Raw genomic sequence first — 19,872 nt, 5'->3', positions numbered from 1 at the left:
GCGCTAGGACTGCCAGCGCGGCTGGCGCTTTTGCAGGAAGGCGTCTATGCCTTCGCAGGCGTCGGCTTCCATCATGTTGCGGGCCATCACATCGCCGGCGTAGTCATAGGCGTCGGCCAGCGCCATCTGCCGCTGCTGGTAGAACATGCGCTTGCCGTAACGGACGGCCGCAGGGCTCTTGGCCAGGATGTCGTCCGCCAGCGCCCGCACCCGCTGGTCGAGCTGCGCCTCGGGCACCGCGTCATTGATCAGGCCCCACTCCTTGGCCTGGCCTGCGTCGATGAAGCGCGCCGTCACCAGCATTTCGAAGGCGCGCTTGGCGGACACGTTGCGGCTCAAGGCGACCGCGGGCGTGGAGCAGAACAAGCCGACGTTGATGCCGGACACCGCGAACTTCGCCGTGTCCGCGGCCACGGCCAGGTCGCAGCTGGCCACCAACTGGCAACCGGCGGCGGTGGCGATGCCGTGCACCTTGGCGATCACCGGCACGGGCAGGGCCTGCAGGCCTTGCATCACGGCGCTGCATTTCCTGAACAGGTCGCGGTAGTAATCCAGCGAGGGCTGGCTGCGCATTTCGCGCAGGTCGTGGCCGGCGCAGAACGCGCGGCCGCTGGATTCCAGTACCACGCAGCGCACGCTTGCGTCGCGCGACAAGGCGTCAAGCTCGGCCTGCAGCGCGGCCAGCAGGGCTTCGGACAGCGCATTGAACTGGCCCGGCCGGTTCAGGCGCAGCGTCACCACGCCGCCTTCGGCATGGCGTGCCAGGACCGGCTCTTGCGCCGATGCTTCGATATTCATGTCGTCTCCAGGGTGGGCTATTCCTGGATAGTAGATGGATATGCCGGCCGACGGCGCGGGACCTGGCCTCAGCGCGCCGCCAGCCGTCGCCCCATGGCCGGAGACAGGCACAGCAGCGGCCCGACGATGACGGCGCCGATGAGCGCCATCGCCGCTTGCGGCGACATGCCGCTATCCAGCAAGACAGTGGCGATGACGGCCGATCCACTCATCTGGAAAAGCCCGTACACCGCGGCCGCGGTGCCGGCGCGCTCGGCGAACGGTTCCAGCGCCAGGCTCAGACCCGAACCCAGCGCCAGCGAAAAGCCCACGGTCAGCACGGCCACCGGCAGCATGAAGGCCCAGGCCGACAAGGGCAGCCACAGCCACGCCGCCAGATGCATGGCGGCGGCCGCGAGCAGGGCGGCCATGCCCACGCGCACCATGGTGTGGCGTCCGTAGCGCGAGATAAAGGCCGGCGCGAGGAAAAAGGCGCCGATGTTGATCGCCGCATTGCCGCCGAACCAGGCGGAAAAACCCAGCTCGGAATAGCCCAGTTGCTGCACCAGCACCACCGGCGCGGCGGAAACGAATACCAGGATCATCGCCATGCCAGCCATGCCGAATGCCGCGAAGTACAGGAAACGGCCGCTGGCCGCGATCGGCGCATAACGGCGCAGGCTGTAGAGCGCGCCTTGCGGCTTGGCAGGCCTGGCCCGCGTTTCCTCGAAGCGGATCGCCAGAACGCCCGCCAACGTCAACGCGAACAGCACCATGAAGACGAAGGTGCTGCGCCAGCCCGCGTGCACGGCCAACGCGCCGCCCACCATGGGCGCCAATGCGGGCACGGTGCACAGCGCGCCGTTGAGATAGCTGTAGACGCGCGCGCCCACCGCAGGGCTGAAGCAATCGCGCACCGCCGCGAAGGCCACCAGCGAGGCCGAGCAGGCGCCCAGCCCCTGAATCACACGCGCGACGTAGAACACTTCCAGCGAGCTCGCCGAGGCCCCAAGGGCCGAGCCCAGCAGATAGGCCAGCGCGCCACCCAGCGCCACGGGCCTGCGGCCGTAGCGGTCGGCCAGCGGGCCGATCAGGATCTGGCCCACGCCCACGGCGAAGATGAAGAGTGTGATGCTGGCTTGCAGCGCGGTGACGGGCTGGCCATAGTCCTGCGCCATGGCGGGCAGGGACGGCAAATAGATATCGATGCCCATCGGCGTGAGCGTGACCAGTCCCATCAGGAGACCGATCAGCCAGCGTTGGCCGCGAGGGGATAATGCAGACTTCATGGCAGGCTCGGGGTCCAAGCGGACCCGGGAAAACCCGATATTATCCATGAACCGGCGTAGAATCTTCTTCCTATGAACGCTCCCGCCCTCCGACCCCGCATCGTCATCCATTACTGCACGCAGTGCCAGTGGCTGCTGCGCGCCGGCTGGATGGCCCAGGAACTCCTTTCGACCTTCTCCACCGACCTGGGCGAGGTCGTGCTGCAGCCCGGCACCGGCGGAATTTTCCAGGTCACCTACAACGGCGACCTGATCTGGGACCGCAAGAGCGATGGCGGCTTTCCCTCGGCCAAGGAACTGAAGCAGCGCGTGCGCGACCGCCTCGATCCCGGCCGCACGCTGGGCCATATCGACGGCCACACTGCCGGGCCGCTGGCCGCGCCTGACGCCTAGCCTATGCTGATTGGACGGAGCCTTGCACCGGCTCCATGGCAAGCAGACGGCCGGCCCTGCGAGGCCGGCCGATACAAAGTGCGCGCTCGCGCCGTTACACCGAAGACTCTGCCTGCTTCAATGCCTCGCGGCCCTTGCGCTGCCGCATGGCCGACACCACCAGCAAAGCGATCAGCCCGGCGCATGCCACCACGAAGCCCAGGCTGATGGGCCGCGTCACGAAGATCGCCAGATCGCCGCGCGACAGCAGCAGGGCGCGGCGGAAATTCTCTTCCACCATGGGGCCCAGCACGAAGCCCAGCAACAGCGGCGCGGGCTCGAAGCGCATGCGGATCAACGCATAACCCGCTGCGCCGAACAAGGTCACCATGGCCACGTCGAACAGATTGTTGTTGGTGCTATAGACCCCCACGCAGACGAAGAACAGCGCCGCCGGGAACAGGTAGCGGAATGGCACCGTCAACAGCCGCACCCACATGCCGATCAGCGGCAGGTTCAAGAGCAGCAGCAGCACGTTGCCCACCCAGAAGCTGGCGATCAGGCCCCAGAACATGTCGGCGTGCTCGACCATCATCTGCGGTCCCGGCTGGATGCCGTGGATGATCAGCGCGCCCAGCATCAGCGCCATCACCGGGTCGCCAGGGATGCCCAGGCTCATGGTGGGGATGAAGCTGGTCTGCGTCGATGCGCTGGTGGCCGCTTCCGGCCCCGCGATGCCCTCGATGGCGCCGCGCCCGAAGCGGCGCGGCTCGCGCGCCACCTTCTTTTCCGTCGCATACGAAATGAACGAAGCGATGGTGGGGCCGGTGCCGGGCAGGATGCCGAACGCCGCGCCGATCGCCGTGCCGCGCACCAGTGCGCCACGCGACTGCTTGATGTCGCCGGCTTCGGGCCGCATCGACTTCATGCTGATCTTGGCCGTGGTCACCTTGGCGTCGCCGCCGATGCGGTTGATGTTCTTCAGGAAGTCCGCCACGCCGAACAGGCCCATGGCGAGCGCCACGATCTGCAGGCCGTCGGACAACTCAAGAATGCCGAAGTGAAAGCGCATCGTGCCGGTGTTGACGTCGGTGCCCACCACGCCCAGCAGCAGGCCCACCACCACCATCGCCACGCCCTTGATCGCCGATCCCTTGGCCAGGGTCGCGCCCGCCAGAAGGCCCAGCAGCATCATGGAGAAGTACTCCGCGGGGCCGAACTTGAAGGCCACGTCCACCAGCATGGGCGAGAACAGGATCATCGCCAGGATGCCCACCGACGCGCCGCAGAATGAGGAGAACATCAGCATGAACAGCGCGGAACCCGCCTTGCCATTGCGCGCCAGCGGATTGCCATCCAGGCAGGCCACCGCGTGCGAGGCGGTGCCGGGCAGATTCAGCATGATGGAGGTAATGCCGCCGCCATACTGCGAGCCGTAGTAGATGCCCGACAGCATCACCAGCGCCGCGGTGGGCGTCATGGTGTAGGTCAGCGGCAGCAGGATGGAGATCGCGGCGAGCACGCCCATGCCCGGCAGCACGCCGATCAGGTTGCCCATGAACACGCCGAACGCGGCCCACATCAGGTTGTCCAGCGCGAAGGCGACGGAGAACCCGTGCATCAGGTTGTTGAGGATTTCCATCGATCAGCCCCAGCGGAACAGCGGGAACTGCAATTGCAGCGCCCAGGAGAAAACGGCCACGCCCAACACGGTCACGGCCGCGGCCAGCAGCGCCGCGCTGCGCGGCGAGTGCTGGCGGTCGCCCATCGCCGAAATGAAGACCAACGCAAAGGTCGCCGGCACCAGGCCGCCGTACTTGCCCACCAGGATGAAGGTCATGAGTCCGCCGATGATGCAGCCCCAGCCGCGCCAGTCTGGCGGCGGCTCGTCCTCGGCGTCTTCCTCCACGGCCGCGGGAGCCGAGGCCATGCGCGCGATCATCAGGCCCAGGAGGACTAGCAGCACGCCCAGGATGGCCGGAAACATGCCCGGGCCCATGCGCGCCAGGCTGCCGATGTTGTAGGTGGATGCCTGCGCGATGGCGCCCAGGCCCAGCACGATCATCGTGCCAGCCGCCCAGGCCTCGCGCCGCGCGGCGCTGCGTTTGGAATGCATCTGTAGTCCTCCCGTTGTTGTGCTTTTGTCTGACTACGTTCTGAACAAAAGCTGACTTTTGGTTGAACGCGGAAGTCTAGGAATTCAAACTTCCGTTCACCTTTCAGGCGCACGGCCTTTGCGGTAAACAGGCATTTTTTCGGCCAAAACGGGGGAAATCCCTAGGCCACGCGGGAAGGGCAGGCAGGGCAATGCCTTGCGCAATGCGCAGACGGCTACAACAGTGAGAAGAAGGAATGGAGTAGCGGCGTATTCAGCCCTTGGGCGCCCAGGGCTTGCGCTGACTGCCGGCCAGCGCGGCATCCAGGCGCTGCTTGGCGGCCTCGGGCCAGCAGGCGTCCATGTCGTAGAAGCCGTCGGCCGCCGGCACGTCGTCCGGGATGCCCACCCATGGATGCTTGGAACGCACAAAGCAATGCGCGCCAGGCGGAAAATCGGCGGCGCGGTCCAGCGTGCCGGCGTATATCAGCGCCACCGTTTCGCCATAGCCTGGATGATGGCTCCACAACAACCCCGCGCAGGCCGCGCAACGCACGATCACGACGGTCTCGCCGTCATCGGCGGTCCGGTCCGCGGGGTGGCGGCGCAACTCGCCTTGCAGTCTGCGCACGCGGTCGGATTCGATTACCGCGTTTATCGCGAAGGCGGTGCCGGAATGGCGCTGGCACAAGGTGCAATGGCAGCAATGCACGAACATGGGCGCACTGGCGAGGCGGTAGCGGACCGCGCCGCAATCGCAACCGCCTTCGATGGGGGCCTGGGTCACGACGAGTCTCCTCGGAAAGTGTGCCTCCAGTGTATTGAGGCGGCTGGCGGGCTGGCAGTGGCGATTGCGTCAAGATCCCGGGGGATTTGCGTCAATGTCGCAGCGGCCAAGGCTCATGCGCGCGAGCCCAGGGGGAGGCCACCCGTCTGGAAACGAACGTCCCGGCAGCCGCCACGGCAGTATGGTTGCCGGGCGTGCTATTGCTTTTTCACGCAATACGATGCTAAAATACGACAACTTTCGGCAAAATAACAATAAAGCCAAGCGCCGAAAAAGTCGCTGGCGGCTGCGGCCGCCATTTTCGTTTGCGTTGCCTGCGCGCATGCCCCCCGCGCCCCGATGGCATCCATTGGAACAGCATCCATGGCACGCACGAATCTCATGCATTGCGCTTAGTGCGGGGGTAAGCCATGCGCCCTGAACAGGAGAACGTTCATGTCTCATCAACTCGTTGGCAAGAAGTGGCAATTCGAGATTCCGCCCCTGGACTGGAAGGCGCCCGAGACCCACAAGGAAGCTGACATCAAGGCCGCGCCCGCGGACGCGGATTCCGCCGAAGACAAGGACGCCTGACCCGGCGCCGCATCAACCCTGAATTAGCCGCCCGGCGGGCAGGGGCGTCAGGCCGTGTGCGTCACCACACGGTTGCGCCCCTGCTGCTTGGCCGTGTACAGCGCGGCGTCGGCGGCCTGAAAGACCATGTCGACGTCCGCGCTACCCGCCGGCCATTGCGCCACGCCCGCCGAGACGGTGATCTCCAGCGCGCCCTTCAGGCGGTGCGCCTCCGTCCTGCCGCGCAGCCGCTCGGCCATGCCCGCCGCCTCCTTGGCCCCCGCGCCGGGCAGCAGGATCAGGAATTCCTCGCCGCCGTTGCGGCAAAGTATGTCGGTCGGGCGCGAACAGTCGCGCATCAGCTGCGCCATTCCCTGTATCACTTCATCGCCAGCCGTGTGGCCGTAGGTGTCGTTGACCCGCTTGAAATGGTCGATGTCCAGTGCAATCACCGCAAAGGGCGTTTCGGCCGCCTTCAGGGTCTCCACCGCCTGCAGCGTGCCGCGGCGGTTGCGCAACCCGGTCAGGGGATCGGTAATGCTGGCCTGGTTGAGCTTGCCGATCTTGTCCTGCAGGTTGGTGTAGCTCCTGATCACTGCGCGCTTCAGGCGTTCGGCCTCGAAGTACCAGGCTTGCACCGAGCGCACCCGCTGCATCGCCTCCGCCATGTCGTGGTGCTCGACATTGGTGGCCAGTTGCGACAGCGGCTGCGAAATCTTGCGCGCACACCACCAGATCGCCAGCAGGAATAGCAGGGCGAAGGGCGCCGCGTAGCGGATCAGCGCCCAGATGAGGTCATTCAGAGGTTCCAGCGTGGCCTGCGCGGGACGCTGCGCGACCACGCCCCAGCCGCTGCGCGGCACAGGGGCATATCCCGCCAGCATGTCTACGCCATGCGTGTTGACCAGGCGTTGCGCGCCGACCTCGCCGCGCATCACCGCCGCCACCACCGGATTGCCGCTCACATCCTCGCCCACGCGTTTGCTGTCGAGGTGATAAATCAGCCGCCCATCGCTGTCCACTACATACAGATACGAGCCATCCTGGTAGGGATGCTTGCCCAGCAGATTGTGCAGGGCCCCCTCGTCGCGCAGGTAGATCGTGCCTGAGACATAACCCAGGTAGGCGCCGCTCTCCGAATGAATCGGATGGGACACGTTGATCAGCAGATTGCCGGCGATGGACACATAGGGCTTGCTGATCAGCGGCTTGCGCGTTTGCAGCGCCATGCGGCTGCTGGCATTGTCGACCCGCGCGCCCTCGAAGTTGCGGATGCCCTGGCTGGCGGCCAGCATGATGCCGTCGGCGCGGACGATGCCGACAGAGTTGAAGCTGTCGGTCTGCTCCTGCAGGCGCGCGACTTCCGCAGCCAGCAATGCCGGCAAATCGAAACGTGCCGCCACGTGCCGGGCGCTGTATTCCAGCTGCCGCAAGGCCGACTCCAGGAAAGTGCCGGCGCTTGCAGCGAGCTTGGCGGCGTAGACCCGGTTGGCTTCCAGCGTGTTGGCGATGAGCTGTTCGCGCTGCACCCGATAGCTGGCGTACAGGGCGTTGGCGGTAGCGGCGAGGGCGCTGAATACGGTAAGCGCAAGCACCAGCCCGCGTAGGTTGATTCGCATGTGGATCGTGTCAGGCTGGATTCTGGTTGCGGCGAGTGCGCGCGATTTTACCTGCGCGGGGCGTGCGGCTCGTCCAGCAGGCGGGCGGCGGGCGATTCGGCCGCCGCCCCGGCGCGGAAATAGCCCATGACGGTGGCCACGCTGGCGTGGCCGGTCATGGCCATGGTGTCGCCCAGCGGCACGTTCCTGCGGCCCGCCTCGGTCACGAATCCGGAACGCAGGCTGTGCGCCGAGAATTCGCCTTCCAGGCCGGCCAGCTTGCAGCGTTCCAGCACGATGTCCCGCACCGCGGCCGCGGCCAGCGGCTCGCCCACCACGTCGCCGCGCCGTACGCGCCTGAACAGCGGACCTTGCGTGATGCCGCTGGCGCGCAGCCATGCATCGAGCGCCTGGGCCGCCACGCCGACGATCGGCTTCTGATCGTTGGCGCGGACGGCGCCGGTCTGGTTGGTCTTGGAATGCGCCAGCGCATACAGAAAGCCGTCGGCTGTGCGCCGGGTATTTTCCATCGTCGCGCGCACCACCTCGGAGCGCCTGCGGCCGCCGCTGGCCCAGGCGAACAGCAGCAAGGCGCGGTCGCGCACCCCGCGCAGGGAATCGTCGCAGGTGGCTAGCATGGCTTCCAGCGGTTCGCGGGTCAGGGCCACCTTCTTGGCCGGCGCCACGCCGCGCCGGGCGTAGGCGCGGCGCGTCTTCGCTAACAATTCACGCACCGCGGCGGCGCGGCAGGGGTTGGGGTGGCCGTGCAATTCGTGCGCCTTGGACAGCACGGATATGCGCTGCAACAGCGTATTGAGGCTGGGTGCGCCCAACCTGCCTTTGGCTTTGAGCCGCACCAGCTCCTGGTCCAGCGCCAGGGGCAACTCCCATTTCAGGCCTTGCTCGGTCGTGCGCTGGGCATGGTCGACCACGAACTGGATTACCGCAGCTTCAGGCAAGGGCAGGGCGAAGGGGCGGGAATAGCGCAGCTCGAACCAGGCGCTCCAGTAGCGGATGGCGGCGCGGTAGCTGGCGACCGTGTTGGCCGAGCTGCCTTCGCGCATCAAGGCGCTTGCCGCGGCATCGGCCTGGGCGTCCAGGGTTAGCGGGTCCCGCGCAGGCAGCGGCGCCTGCAATTTCAGCTGTGTCATGGTTGGAGGGGCGGGGAGAAGCTCGGCTCACGCGTTTGATGAGGTTGTCCGCATGATACCCAAGACATATTGGAGACGGGGGCCTAGAGCGTGACCGCCTTGCGCGCGAAAAATCCCATTCGAATATGGAGTCAGGAGGGCGAAAATGCAGCCTGTATTTCCTTCATGAGCGCCCTGGCTGGTTGACTCAACAAGTAAAAATCCCTGCTCAATAAACAGATATTGCGCCCGGGGATACTCTCCGATAGCGTCAACGGCGATAGGATCTGGCGGAAAGCGGCCAGGTTGAATGGGGTGGCGGACCAAATACTGATGGCATTCGAATTCCTGGCGAGCTCCAGATACAGTCCGATTGATGCGCAATGGATAATACGTTCGGGAAGCGGGCGGCCCTGCATCTCAAAAAATCTGGACAGGGGCGCCGTTTCGTCGTCCAGCGGGTCCGGGGTAATCCATTCGAAATGCAGGATTTCTTCAAGCCTGGTGGCGTTCAGCGCAGGATGACTGGCCCTGACCCCAATCACGGTCGTTACGGTCGATAGCCGAATCGCCGCACAGCCAGCGGATTCCATGGGCATCTCGGAAGAAAGCGCGAAATCCAGGGTGCCGTCCCGCATCAAAGCCAGGAGCTTGCTTGGCCGCTCCTCCCTGATCGAGATTTGAACGTCGGCGTTTCGCTTCCTGAATTCCAAAATAGCCTTCGCCAAACCAGCTGTGGCGGCTACCGGGCTCACGCCGATCCTCAATTCACCTGTCAAGCGTCCCTTTATCGCCGCAATATCCTGCCGCGCACGCGCAACCTCCGCATTGATCAAGCGCGCCCTGTCCGCAATGGCAGCGCCGGCCTCCGTAAGCGTCATTCCTTGCACGTTCCGGACTAGGAGCGGAGCTTCCAAATCCGCTTCCAGTTCCCTCAGTGACTTGCTCACCGCCGATTGGGTGAGGTTCAGTCTGTCGGCCGCGCGATTGATGTTGCCCGTTTCGACGACTGCCAGGAATGTCCGCAACTGATTGAGTTTCATAATACCTGCGGTCTCCACGCTGTTTGAATGCTTGATTCCTGTTTCCATGCGGCGGAACTCTTGAGGGGAGAAATTCTACTTCCTGCTCCGCTGCCTGCTTCGGGGGAATTACCCGTACGCGGGACAAGCAACGACCGAAAGTCACGTACTCAAATAAAAGTCGCGCAGCCTCCATGGCAAAGGTGCCATGATCAATCAGCTATTTGGAAGCCAGCTGAAGAGAGGGAAGTCGAGACAGGATAGAAAAGGTGTTTCGATTCTCACCATAAATTTGGAATCAACGCTCCAAAACGGCAGAGATCCGCGGTGGTCCTATTCCAATCCTTCGCTGGTTTTTTTCCGGAATATGCGCGGGTAGCAGCACTGTTTTCAAAGCCCGGATGCCGATATTTATAAAAGCGCAAAAAAATAGCAACTGGCAAATATCGCAATTCAAACAAAAACACCATATATCGGACGCAATCATAATGCGGCCGCTGATTTCCCGGAGGAGACCGGTATGTTCAAGGATTCTGCAGACTTCGCCGCCCTGGCGCCGGAGTTCACCGAGATACGCCGCTGGATACACCAGCATCCTGAGCTCGGATTCGAAGAACACCAGACCAGCAAGCTGGTGGCAGGAAAACTGCGCGAGTACGGTTATGCGGTGACCGAGGGCGTCGGCGGCACCGGTGTAGTGGGCGTGCTCAAGCGGGGCTGCTCGCCGCGGGCGATAGGCTTGCGTGCCGACATGGACGCCTTGCCGATTCATGAGAGCGAAGGCCGCCCATATCGCAGCGAGCATGACGGGAAAATGCATGCTTGCGGGCATGACGGCCACACCGCGACGTTATTGTGCGCAGCCAGGTACCTTGCCGAGTCAGCCCAGTTCGACGGCACCGTGAATTTGATTTTCCAGCCGGCGGAAGAAGTGGGTAGTGGCGCCCGCAGAATGATTGAAGACGGCCTCTTCGACCGGTTTCCCTGCGACGAAGTCCATGCGCTGCACAACGTGCCCGGGCTGCCGGTCGGCAAGGTCGTCTGCCTGGATGGTCCGATCACCGTGTCCACCGATCGTGCCTGGGTGAAAATTCAAGGCCAGGGAGGTCACGGCGCAATGCCGCATCTGACGAAAGATGCCGCCTTGGCTGCGGCTGCCGTGGTCGTTGCACTACAAGGCATTGTGGCGCGCAATGTTGCGCCGGATGAAACCGCGGTCGTGACCATTGGCGCCATTCATGCCGGCGAGGGCTTCAATGTCATTCCCGACAGCGCGCTCATCAAGGTCAATACGCGCGCCCGCACACCGGAGGTGCGCGACCTGCTGGAAAAACGCGTCAAGGAGGTAGTGACTGGCGTTTGTGCGGCATACGACGTCGAGGTGACTATCGAATTCGAGCGCAACTTGGGCGTCCTCGTGAATCATCCAAAGCCGACCGCGGTCGCGCGCGGCGTGCTCACGGAACTGCTTGGCGTGGACAACGTCATTACGGTTCGCTCCAAGGGCGCCTTGGGAAGCGAAGACTTCGCGGCCATGTCTGAGCTTTGCCCTTCCTGCTACATCGCTATCGGAAATGGCACCGGCAGCTTCGGCGGCTGCTCGGTTCACAACCCTGGCTACGATTTCAACGATGAAGTCATTCCGATAGGCGCAGCCTACTGGTCTAGGCTGGTGGAAACCGTGTTGAATCAAGGGTGAGGCGTCCATGAATAGCCAACCCTATCAACCCTATCAGCGCTTTACGCTAGCGATGCTAATGGCGGTGGTGGTCATCAGCATCGTGGATAAACTAATTTTCGCATTTGCCGGGCCGGCCATCATCCGTGACCTGAGCCTTACGCCCGTGGAATTTGGATATGCAGCAAGCGCATTCTTCTTCGTTTACTCGATTGCCGGCGTGACGGTCGGCTTTCTCGCGAACAGGGTCAAGACCAAGTGGATCTTGATCGGCATGTCGCTGGTGTGGGCGGTTTCGCAGTTCATGGTCAGTTTTGCTGGCAGCTTCGCGGTCCTGGTTGCCAGCAGGCTACTGCTGGGAGCTGGAACCGGGCCGGCAACCGCCGTGACGCAGCACGCCGGATTCAAGTGGTACCAGGTCAACGAGCGTATCAGCGTCTCGACCATGGTGCATATCAGCATGTTGATAGGAGGATTGCTAGCCAGCGCAGTGCTGCCGCTGTCCATCGAGCGCTTGGGCTGGCGCACTTCCTATCTGCTGCTTGGCCTGATCAGCGTCGTTTGGGTGGCTCTCTGGTTGCCATTCAGCCGAGAGGGCTCGGTTGGTGACCAGGGAGGAGTCGACGAGGGGCCCAAGCAGCCTTACCGGCGGCTTCTGCTGAATAGATCCTTCCTGATGATTGCGCTGATGGGGATCATCTGCTACTTGCCAAGCGTCCTCGGAGTCAGCTGGCTGGCGGTCTTTCTGCAGCAGGGTGTGGGGTTGAGCGCGGCACAGACATCGATCTACCTCACGGCCATGGCCGTGACGCTCATCATGATCAGCCTGTTGATGTCGGCGCGCAGCAAGAGGGCGTTGCGAAAGGGCGCCTCGTTCAGGAAGGCAATGGTCTGGCCCGGGCTTTTTGCCTGCATGTTGGGTGCGGCGGCCTATGTGGGAATGCGCTACGCAAGCGGCAATGCGGCGCTTACCTTGACCTTGTACTTCGTGGGCTCCGTCGCCATGCACGTGTTCCCCCCGTTTGCGTTCGCAATCATCGCTTCTCTGTCCGGCACCACCCAACGCGGCGCCATGCTGGCAATCCAGAACGGCCTCGCTTCCGTGGGCGGAGTCGTGGCGCCGGCCTTGATCGGTCACATGATTTCCGCCGCCGGCGGAGACGTCTCTGCTGGGCTCGTTACTTTCCTCACGTTGTGCGGAGCCGCAGCGTTGGTCACAAGCATCCTGGCGCTCATGTTGCTCGATCCCGAGAGGACCCGGAAAGATCTTGAGCAAGACTCATTGGGACAGGCGCATCTGCGACCGCCCGCAGCGATCTGAGCGACACACGCAGGCTCCGCATTCAGGGGCCTGCCCACTTCGGTCCCTCGTCCGCAATGTAGGCATATGCCATAACCGGCCAGCGCTTGACGCCTTTCAAATATCAACTCCCACACGGCAGAAGAGGGGCGACAAAGCGCGAATTTCGCCCCTCAATCACGTATTGGCACGAAAACTTCGATTCATATATATTTTTATGTATGCTGTATGATATCTAACATAAATATTAAACTACTCACGATAAGGTTCCATTACCGTGAGTATTTATCCTACAGATACCGAATCCGGCACGGAGCAAGCGCATCATGGCCACGGGAATTACCGAAACCGACGTCTGGACCGCCGCCGACGCCTTGCTGCTGGAGGGCGCGCGACCCACCATCGAGCGGGTGCGGCAAAAGATAGGCCGCGGCTCGCCCAACACCGTCAGTCCCTATCTGGAGACCTGGTTCCGCTCGCTGGGCGCACGCATCAAGGATCCAGGCGCGTTCGCGGCGCCTGCGGCCACGCCCGACCCGGTGGCGCAAGCAGCAGCCCACTTTTGGGAAGTGGCCTTGGCCGAGGCCCGCGCGCAACAGGAACAGGCTCATCGCGGGCGCTGGGAAGAGCTGGCGCGGGAAGAGGAGCAGTTGGCATCCGATGCCGAACAGCTGCAACAACGCGAAGCCCAACTGGCGCACCGCGAACAGGATCTGCAGGAAACACTCAGGGTGGCCACCTCCCAATTGGCCGCCGCCGAGGACCGGCTGCAAGCGGCCGAACAGCAGCTGCGGCAGCGCGACGAATTGCTCAAGCGGAACCAGCTGCAACTGGAAGACGCCCGCAGCGCCACGCAGGCGGCGCTGGCGGAAAGCGAGAAGATCCGCGCTCAGCATGCCCAGGCGCTTGAAGCAACGGAGACTCGCCACACCGCCCACGAGCGCCGCTGGCTGAACGAACTGGACAGCGAGCGCAGCGCAGTCAAGCGCCTGCAGGCGCGGCTGGACGAAGCGCAGGCTGCCAGCCAGCAGCAGGCGGCGCAGGCCCGCAAGGCGCTGGAGCTGGAACAGGACCAACGCCGGCAGGCAGAGCAGGACGCGCAGACCGCGCGCGCCGAAATCCAGGCCCAACAATTACGGCAGCAGGCCGACCAGGCCGCGGCCAACGCAGCCCTGGCGGCGGCTCGCGAACGCGAACATTCGTTGGAAGCCAGGCTCGCGGCCGCGGAGCTGCGCGCGGCCGAGTCCTTGGCGCAACTCAAGGGGAAGGACGAACAGTTGGGCGAATTGACCCGGCATCTGATGTCACTGGCCAGGAGCGAGACCGCAGCCGGGCAGGGTTCGGCGGAAGATCCCCAGCTATAGCGTCACCGCGTCGGCAAGATGAACGGCCCCGACGCCCGGGCCGCTGGCGCTTGCGCGCAGGCCGCAACGGATGCGCCTAGTTACTGATTTCTCCTTTTCCGCCGCGGAAATAGCCGCGTTTTTGGGATTATCGTAGTCCCCGTAACACGCCGCCTTTGGCGGATGGTCGGCCTCGCGCCGGCCGCATCGAATGCTGAAAGTTGCCGCAACTAGACCTGGCTCGAATGCCGCCCTTGCTTGCCGGACGACGCTCCAACCAGTGGGAATTACCTGAGGGTAGACACCAAGCAAGGAGCAGCCATGCAACGATCATCAGTATTCAGGAATGGCGCACTGTCGCTGCTTGTTGCGGCAGCGGCCGCAGTAAGCCTGCCGGCATCCGCGCAACCTGCCGAAAAGAAGCCCAATATCGTCGTCATCTGGGGCGACGATATCGGCATGTGGAATGTGGGCGCCTATACCCACGGCATGATGGGCCGCACGCCCAATATCGACTCCATCGCCAGGAACGGGGCCTTGTTCACCGACCACTATGGCCAGCCCAGTTGCACGGCCGGCCGGGCTGCTTTTCTCATGGGCCAATTGCCCATACGCACCGGCATGACGACCATCGGCATACCCGGCTCCGCCCGCGGCATCCAGAAGAGCGACCCGACGATAGCGGAAGTGCTGAAGTCCGCGGGCTACGCCACCGCGCAATTCGGCAAGAACCATCAGGGCGACCGCAATGAATTCCTGCCCACCGTGCACGGTTTCGATGAATGGTTTGGCAATCTGTACCACCTGAACGCCGAGGAGGAGCCCGAACAGCTGGACTATCCGGGGCAGAAAAATCCCGACTACAAGAAGAAGTTCGGGCCGCGCGGCGTGCTGCACACCTGGGCCACCGACAACGACGACCCGGCCGTCGACCCGAAGTTCGGCAAGGTCGGCAAGCAGAAGATCGAGGACACCGGCCCGCTGACGCGCAAGCGCATGGAAACCTTCGACCAGGAAGTCACCAATGAAACCCTGAAGTACCTGGACCGCGCCGCCAAGGACAACAAGCCGTTTTTCGTATGGTTCAACTCCACCGCCATCCACATCTGGTCGCACCCGCAGAACAAGTACGTGCAACAGGCGGTGGACGAAGGCAGGGCGGAAGAGGACGTGGTGCGCGCCAAGATGCTGGAGCACGACGAGCAGGTCGGATCCATCCTGCGCAAGCTCAAGGATCTGGGCGTGGCGGACAACACGATCGTGATCTACAGCACGGACAACGGCAACGAGTTCATGTTTTTCCCCGATGGCGGCACTGCGCCGTTCCGCGGCGAAAAAGGCACCACCTGGGAAGGCGGCCTGCGCGTGCCCATGCTGGTCAGCTGGCCCGGCCACATCCCGCCAGGGCGCGAGCTCAATGGCGTGCAGAGCCACGAAGATGTCTATGTGACGCTGGCCGCGGCCGCGGGACTGCCTAATCTGAAGCAGGACCTGCTCAAAGGCGCCGCCCTCAACGGCAACAACTACAAGGTTCACCTGGACGGCTACGACAACCTCGACTACTGGACCGGCAAGACCGAGAAATCCGCGCGCCGGGAAATCCTCTATTACGACGAAACCGACCTCATGGCCATCCGGGTGGATGCCTGGAAAATGCACATAGGGGTCAAGCACCACGGCAACTGGTTCGACGAAAAGTCCTTTCCCAGCGTGCCCTACATCGTCAACCTGCTGATGGACCCGATGGAAAAGGTGACGCCCGACTCCGAGGAGTTCCAGTACGCCGGCCGCAAGTTCGTGGCGCAGAAGCTGTGGGCGCCCACGGCCGCCACGCCGTTCCTGACGGAACACCTGAAGAGCCTGCAGGAATTCCCGCCCAGCCAGGGCGCCGATACGCTGAGCATGCGCAAGGCGGTGGAGGAAGCCATGAAGAAGCTCGAAAACCCGGGCGGAAGCAGCAATTGAATGCGGCGTCGGCCCCGCCGCCAGGCGCCCGTTGCGGCCGGTGGCGGGGCCGGCGCGATCGACTGCAAGATTCCATCACCACGGAGGCGCCATGTCGTTCCGATTCCTGGCCTTGATGTTCTGCGCAATGCTGCAATTCATGTCCCCAGCCCCGGTGCTCGCCCAGCCGGCGAAAGCCAAGGGCGACCCGCTGGCGCTGGCCTACAACGTCAAGCCCTGGACCGGCGATTTCGACGGCATGGTCAAGCGCCGCCAGGTCCGGGTGCTGGTGCCCTACAACAAGACGCTGTACTTCCTGGACAAGGGCGGCACCCAGCGCGGCATCATCGCGGACATGATGACTGCGTTCGAGAACGACCTGAACAAGCAGCTCAAGACCAAGAACATCCGCGTATACGTGGTGTTTCTGCCGACCTCGCGCGAACGCCTCATTCCCGATCTGTTGGCGGGCAAGGGCGACATCATCGCGGCCAACCTGACGATCACCGACGAGCGCCAGAAGCTGGTGGACTTCTCCACGCCCCTGGCTACCGGCGTGCGGGAACTTGTCGTCGCCTCGCCCGGCGCGCCCGAGCTCAAGTCGCTGGACGACCTGGCCGGGCAGGAGATCTTCATCAGCCCGGTCAGCAGCTACTACGGCAGCGTCAAGCGGCTGAACGCGGACCTCCAGTCCCGCGGCCTCAAGCCCGCCATCATCCGCGACGCGCCTGGCACCTTCGAGACCGATGACATCCTGGAGATGGCCAGCGCGGACCTGGTCAAGTACACCGTCGCCGACCGCTATCTGGCCAACTTCTGGAAGCAGATATTTCCGCAGATCCGGGTCTATGAAAACCTGGAGATCGACAGCGGCAACGACATCGCCTTCGCCTTCCGCAAGAATTCCCCCAAGCTCGCCGCGGTGCTCAACCCCTTCATGGAGAAGAACCGCATCGGCACGTCGTTCGGCAACCAGCAGCTGACCAAGTACCTGAAATCCGTGAAATGGGTGAAGGCCGCCACCGACCCCGACGAAATCGAGAAATTCCACCGCCTGGCCGACTTCTTCCGCAAGTACGGCGACCAATACAACATCGACTGGCTGCTCATGATGGCGCAGGGCTACCAGGAGTCCAGACTGGACCAGGAGGCCAAGAGCTCGGTCGGGGCGATAGGCGTCATGCAGATCATGCCGGCCACCGGCAAGGAACTGCAGGTGGGCGATATCCGGCGCGAGGAATACAACATCCACGGCGGCGTCAAATACATCCGCTTCATGATCGACCAGTACTACGCCAAGGAACCCATGACGGACCTGAACAAGGGACTGTTCGCCTTCGCGGCCTACAACGCCGGGCCGGGCCGGATCAATCAACTGCGCAAGGAGGCCGCCGCCAAGGGACTGGACCCGAATATCTGGTTCGACAACGTCGAGCGCGTGGCCGCCGAACGCATCGGCCGCGAAACGGTGCAGTACGTGAGCAACATCTACAAGTACTACATTGCCTACACGCTGATCCGCGCCCAAGGCGCGGGCGACGCCGGCACCGGGCCGCGCTAGGGCAGGGCAGCCTTGCGGGCCGCCGTAGTACATGTTCGCGTGAATTTCGGATAAATTCGCCACAGGCGCATCCCCATGCATCCATCCGGTAGACGCCCCGCCGGCATCGATGCGCCGCCAACCAGGGCCACAGGGCCTGTCAGGAGCAGCGGTTGAATCCTCTTCCACGCCAGACGGTCGATCTCGCCCGCATCATTCTCGTCATCGTGATCCTGGCCGGCCTGATGGCAGGCAGCCTCTACATCCTGCGCCCGTTCCTGCCGGGCCTGGTCTGGGCCACCACCATCGTCGTGGCCACCTGGCCGGTCATGCTGGCGATACAGCGCTATTGCGGCGGGCGGCGCTGGATCGGCACCATGACGATGCTGGTCATCCTCCTGTTCGTCATCGTGCTGCCGCTGTACGAGGTGATCTCGACCTTGGCGCTACACAGCAGCACGATCATGACGGCGGTCAAGAGCCTGCCCGACTATGCGCTGCTGGCGCCGCCCGCCTGGGTTCACAGCATTCCGCTGATCGGCCCCAAGATCGCGCAGGAATGGCAGACCTTGTCGGACGCCGGCGCGGGTGGCCTGCTGGCCAAGCTGGAGCCCTACCTGACCAGCGCCGCGGCGTGGCTGCTCGGGCATGCCGCCATCGTCGGCGCCTTCATGATGCACATGCTGATCACCGTGGTCGTCGCGGGCATCCTCTATACCAAGGGTGAAGTGGCGGTCGACTTCGTGCGGCGCTTCTTCAATCGGCTGGCCGGCCAGCGCGGCCTGGCGGCGGTCAAGCTGGCCGGGCAGGCGATACGCGCCGTGGCGCTGGGCATCGTCGTCACCGCCGTGGTGCAGTCCGGCCTGGGGGGCATCGGCCTGTGGATCGCGGGCGTGCCGGCCGCCGGCATCCTCACCGCGCTGATGGTGATGCTGTGCCTGGCCCAGCTGGGGCCTTTGCTGCCCATGCTGGGCGGCGTGGTCTGGCTGTTCCAGAACGACATGAAGCTGGCGGCGGCAGTGCTGCTGGTCTGGGCCGTGCTGGTAGCAGGGCTGGACAATCTGCTGCGGCCGCTGCTGATCAAGCGCGGCGTCAACCTGTCGCTGCTGCTGATCCTGGTGGGCGTGCTGGGCGGCCTGTTCGCGTTCGGCATCGTGGGCCTGTTCATCGGCCCGGTGATCCTGGCGGTGACCCATACGCTGCTCAAGGCCTGGATCGACGAAGTGCCGCCGCCGGCAGCGCTGGCCGCCGAAGCGCAGCCGGCCGAGACGCCCGCGGAGCGTGCCGGATTTCCGCCGGTCTAGAATCGCAGGCGCCCTCGAAGGCCAATCGGGCGCGCCGGGCAGCATGCCGGGGAAGGGCGTAACATCTGCCTCACGTCGCGGGCCACGGCCCGCTTTCCTGGCAACACCCCGGCTATACCTCATGACGATGCACCCTCTGGCGCCGCTCCAAAGCGGCTCTTCTTTCCGGTCCGCTTCCAGGGCCGATTCCGCGGCCTCCCTCCGCAAGGCGGTGGCGCTATGAGCGATAGCGTACGCCTGGCCAAGCGCTTGGCCGCGGAACTGTCCTGCTCGCGCGGCGACGCCGAACGATACATAGAAGGCGGATGGGCCACGGTGGACGGCAAGCCTGTCGAGGAGCCGGGCTTTCGCGTCGAACCCGGCCAGTCCGTCGGCCTGCTGCCGGGCGCGCGCCTGGAAGATGTGCGGCCCGTGACCATCCTGCTGCACAAGCCCGCGGGCACTTACGCCAACGACGAGCCCGGCTCCGCGCGCGACCTGATCCTGCCCGAAAACCTGATGCCCGGCGACCGCTCGGGGCAACGCTTTCTGAGGCGCATGTTCAACGGCATGAAGCTCGTTACGCCGCTGGAGCGCGCGGCCAGCGGCCTGGTCGTCTACACGCAGGAATATCCGGTGGCGCGCAAGCTGGTGGAAGAAGGGCGCTACGTCGAGCAAGAGTATGTAGCCCAGGTTTCCGGCCAGCTGAGCGCCGCCGATCTGGCGCGCCTGCAGCGCGGGATGGCCTATGACGGCCGCGCCGCCACGCCCATGAAAGTCAGCTGGCAGAATGAGACCCACCTGCGCTTCGCCTTGAAGACGCCCGCGCCCGGATTCATCGAATACGTATGCGATGCGGCCGGACTGCGCCTGCAGGCCCTGCGGCGCATCCGGGTCGGCCGCTTGCCCATGGCGGGGCTGGCTCTCGGACAATGGCGCTACCGCCTGGAATACGAACGCTTCTGACGGCAGCAGGGATGAGCATGGAACAAACGCCGCAAGGCCCGCGACCGGAGCGTCGTCCCGGACGCCGGAGTTTTCTGATCAATGCGGGAGGGCTGTGCCTGTCCGCCGCGCTGGCCGGCTGCGCGGCGCCCAAACCCCCGCGCCGGACGCCGCAATCGGCCAAGCCCGGACCTGCGATGCCGCCGCTGGCCAACGG

At 64.2% G+C, this 19,872-nt stretch carries 17 protein-coding genes and 1 pseudogene; 10 read left to right on the top strand and 8 right to left on the bottom strand.

Annotated elements, in window-relative coordinates; all coding sequences use genetic code 11:
- Positions 1-3 precede the first annotated feature (3 nt).
- On the bottom strand, positions 4-798 hold the full coding sequence (locus WBB14_RS17540) for an enoyl-CoA hydratase (RefSeq protein WP_424240962.1): 795 nt from the start codon (positions 796-798) through the stop codon (positions 4-6).
- Positions 799-866: 68 nt separating this feature from the next.
- Entirely contained in the window at positions 867-2,066 is a 1,200-nt protein-coding gene (locus WBB14_RS17535) for a multidrug effflux MFS transporter (RefSeq protein ID WP_424240961.1), read from the bottom strand.
- A 72-nt stretch (positions 2,067-2,138) separates the two neighbouring features.
- Between WBB14_RS17535 and WBB14_RS17530 the strand changes: the two genes are divergently transcribed.
- Positions 2,139-2,459 carry a SelT/SelW/SelH family protein gene (locus WBB14_RS17530; protein WP_424240960.1) on the top strand — a complete coding sequence of 107 codons (321 nt, stop codon included), beginning with the start codon at positions 2,139-2,141 and terminating at the stop codon, positions 2,457-2,459.
- A gap of 94 nt (positions 2,460-2,553) precedes the next feature.
- Here WBB14_RS17530 and WBB14_RS17525 read toward each other — a convergent pair whose 3' ends face one another.
- The 3 genes from WBB14_RS17525 to WBB14_RS17515 form a co-directional block, all read right to left on the bottom strand.
- Positions 2,554-4,080 carry a tripartite tricarboxylate transporter permease gene (locus WBB14_RS17525; RefSeq protein ID WP_424240959.1) on the bottom strand — a complete coding sequence of 509 codons (1,527 nt, stop codon included), beginning with the start codon at positions 4,078-4,080 and terminating at the stop codon, positions 2,554-2,556.
- Positions 4,081-4,083: 3 nt separating this feature from the next.
- Positions 4,084-4,554: a tripartite tricarboxylate transporter TctB family protein gene (locus WBB14_RS17520; RefSeq protein ID WP_424240958.1), complete on the bottom strand. Its 471-nt coding sequence runs from the start codon at positions 4,552-4,554 to the stop codon at positions 4,084-4,086.
- Between the two features lie 253 nt (positions 4,555-4,807).
- Entirely contained in the window at positions 4,808-5,320 is a 513-nt protein-coding gene (locus WBB14_RS17515; protein WP_424240957.1) for a GFA family protein, read from the bottom strand.
- A 435-nt stretch (positions 5,321-5,755) separates the two neighbouring features.
- On the opposite strand from WBB14_RS17515, the gene WBB14_RS17510 reads away from it, so the two are divergent.
- A complete protein-coding gene (locus WBB14_RS17510; RefSeq protein WP_424240956.1) occupies positions 5,756-5,893 on the top strand; it encodes a hypothetical protein in 138 nt (45 codons plus the stop codon).
- 47 nt (positions 5,894-5,940) lie between these two features.
- Here WBB14_RS17510 and WBB14_RS17505 read toward each other — a convergent pair whose 3' ends face one another.
- From WBB14_RS17505 to WBB14_RS17495, 3 genes are all read right to left on the bottom strand, one after another.
- Entirely contained in the window at positions 5,941-7,491 is a 1,551-nt protein-coding gene (locus WBB14_RS17505) for a sensor domain-containing diguanylate cyclase (RefSeq protein WP_424240955.1), read from the bottom strand.
- Positions 7,492-7,538: 47 nt separating this feature from the next.
- A complete protein-coding gene (locus tag WBB14_RS17500) occupies positions 7,539-8,621 on the bottom strand; it encodes a site-specific integrase (protein WP_424240954.1) in 1,083 nt (360 codons plus the stop codon).
- 131 nt (positions 8,622-8,752) lie between these two features.
- Complete coding sequence (locus WBB14_RS17495; protein WP_424240953.1) at positions 8,753-9,691, bottom strand: LysR family transcriptional regulator; 939 nt, start codon at positions 9,689-9,691, stop codon at positions 8,753-8,755.
- Between the two features lie 451 nt (positions 9,692-10,142).
- Between WBB14_RS17495 and WBB14_RS17490 the strand changes: the two genes are divergently transcribed.
- The 8 genes and pseudogenes from WBB14_RS17490 to WBB14_RS17455 form a co-directional block, all read left to right on the top strand.
- Complete coding sequence (locus tag WBB14_RS17490; RefSeq protein ID WP_424240952.1) at positions 10,143-11,321, top strand: M20 aminoacylase family protein; 1,179 nt, start codon at positions 10,143-10,145, stop codon at positions 11,319-11,321.
- A gap of 7 nt (positions 11,322-11,328) precedes the next feature.
- Entirely contained in the window at positions 11,329-12,621 is a 1,293-nt protein-coding gene (locus tag WBB14_RS17485) for an MFS transporter (protein WP_424240951.1), read from the top strand.
- Between the two features lie 305 nt (positions 12,622-12,926).
- Positions 12,927-13,964: a DNA-binding protein gene (locus WBB14_RS17480; protein ID WP_424240950.1), complete on the top strand. Its 1,038-nt coding sequence runs from the start codon at positions 12,927-12,929 to the stop codon at positions 13,962-13,964.
- A gap of 300 nt (positions 13,965-14,264) precedes the next feature.
- On the top strand, positions 14,265-15,908 hold the full coding sequence (locus WBB14_RS17475) for an arylsulfatase (protein WP_424240949.1): 1,644 nt from the start codon (positions 14,265-14,267) through the stop codon (positions 15,906-15,908).
- 91 nt (positions 15,909-15,999) lie between these two features.
- Positions 16,000-17,448 (top strand): transglycosylase SLT domain-containing protein, encoded by a 1,449-nt coding sequence (locus tag WBB14_RS17470; RefSeq protein WP_424240948.1) that lies wholly within the window; start codon positions 16,000-16,002, stop codon positions 17,446-17,448.
- A gap of 152 nt (positions 17,449-17,600) precedes the next feature.
- Entirely contained in the window at positions 17,601-18,731 is a 1,131-nt protein-coding gene (gene ydiK / locus WBB14_RS17465; RefSeq protein ID WP_424240947.1) for an AI-2E family transporter YdiK, read from the top strand.
- Between the two features lie 219 nt (positions 18,732-18,950).
- Positions 18,951-19,676 carry an RNA pseudouridine synthase gene (locus WBB14_RS17460; protein WP_424240946.1) on the top strand — a complete coding sequence of 242 codons (726 nt, stop codon included), beginning with the start codon at positions 18,951-18,953 and terminating at the stop codon, positions 19,674-19,676.
- A gap of 11 nt (positions 19,677-19,687) precedes the next feature.
- Positions 19,688-19,872: pseudogene (locus WBB14_RS17455) on the top strand (S66 peptidase family protein); the annotation flags it as partial.

The organism is Achromobacter sp., from assembly GCF_049647645.1.
Lineage (GTDB): Bacteria > Pseudomonadota > Gammaproteobacteria > Burkholderiales > Burkholderiaceae_B > Achromobacter.
This window is presented reverse-complemented; position numbering and strand designations above follow the sequence as displayed.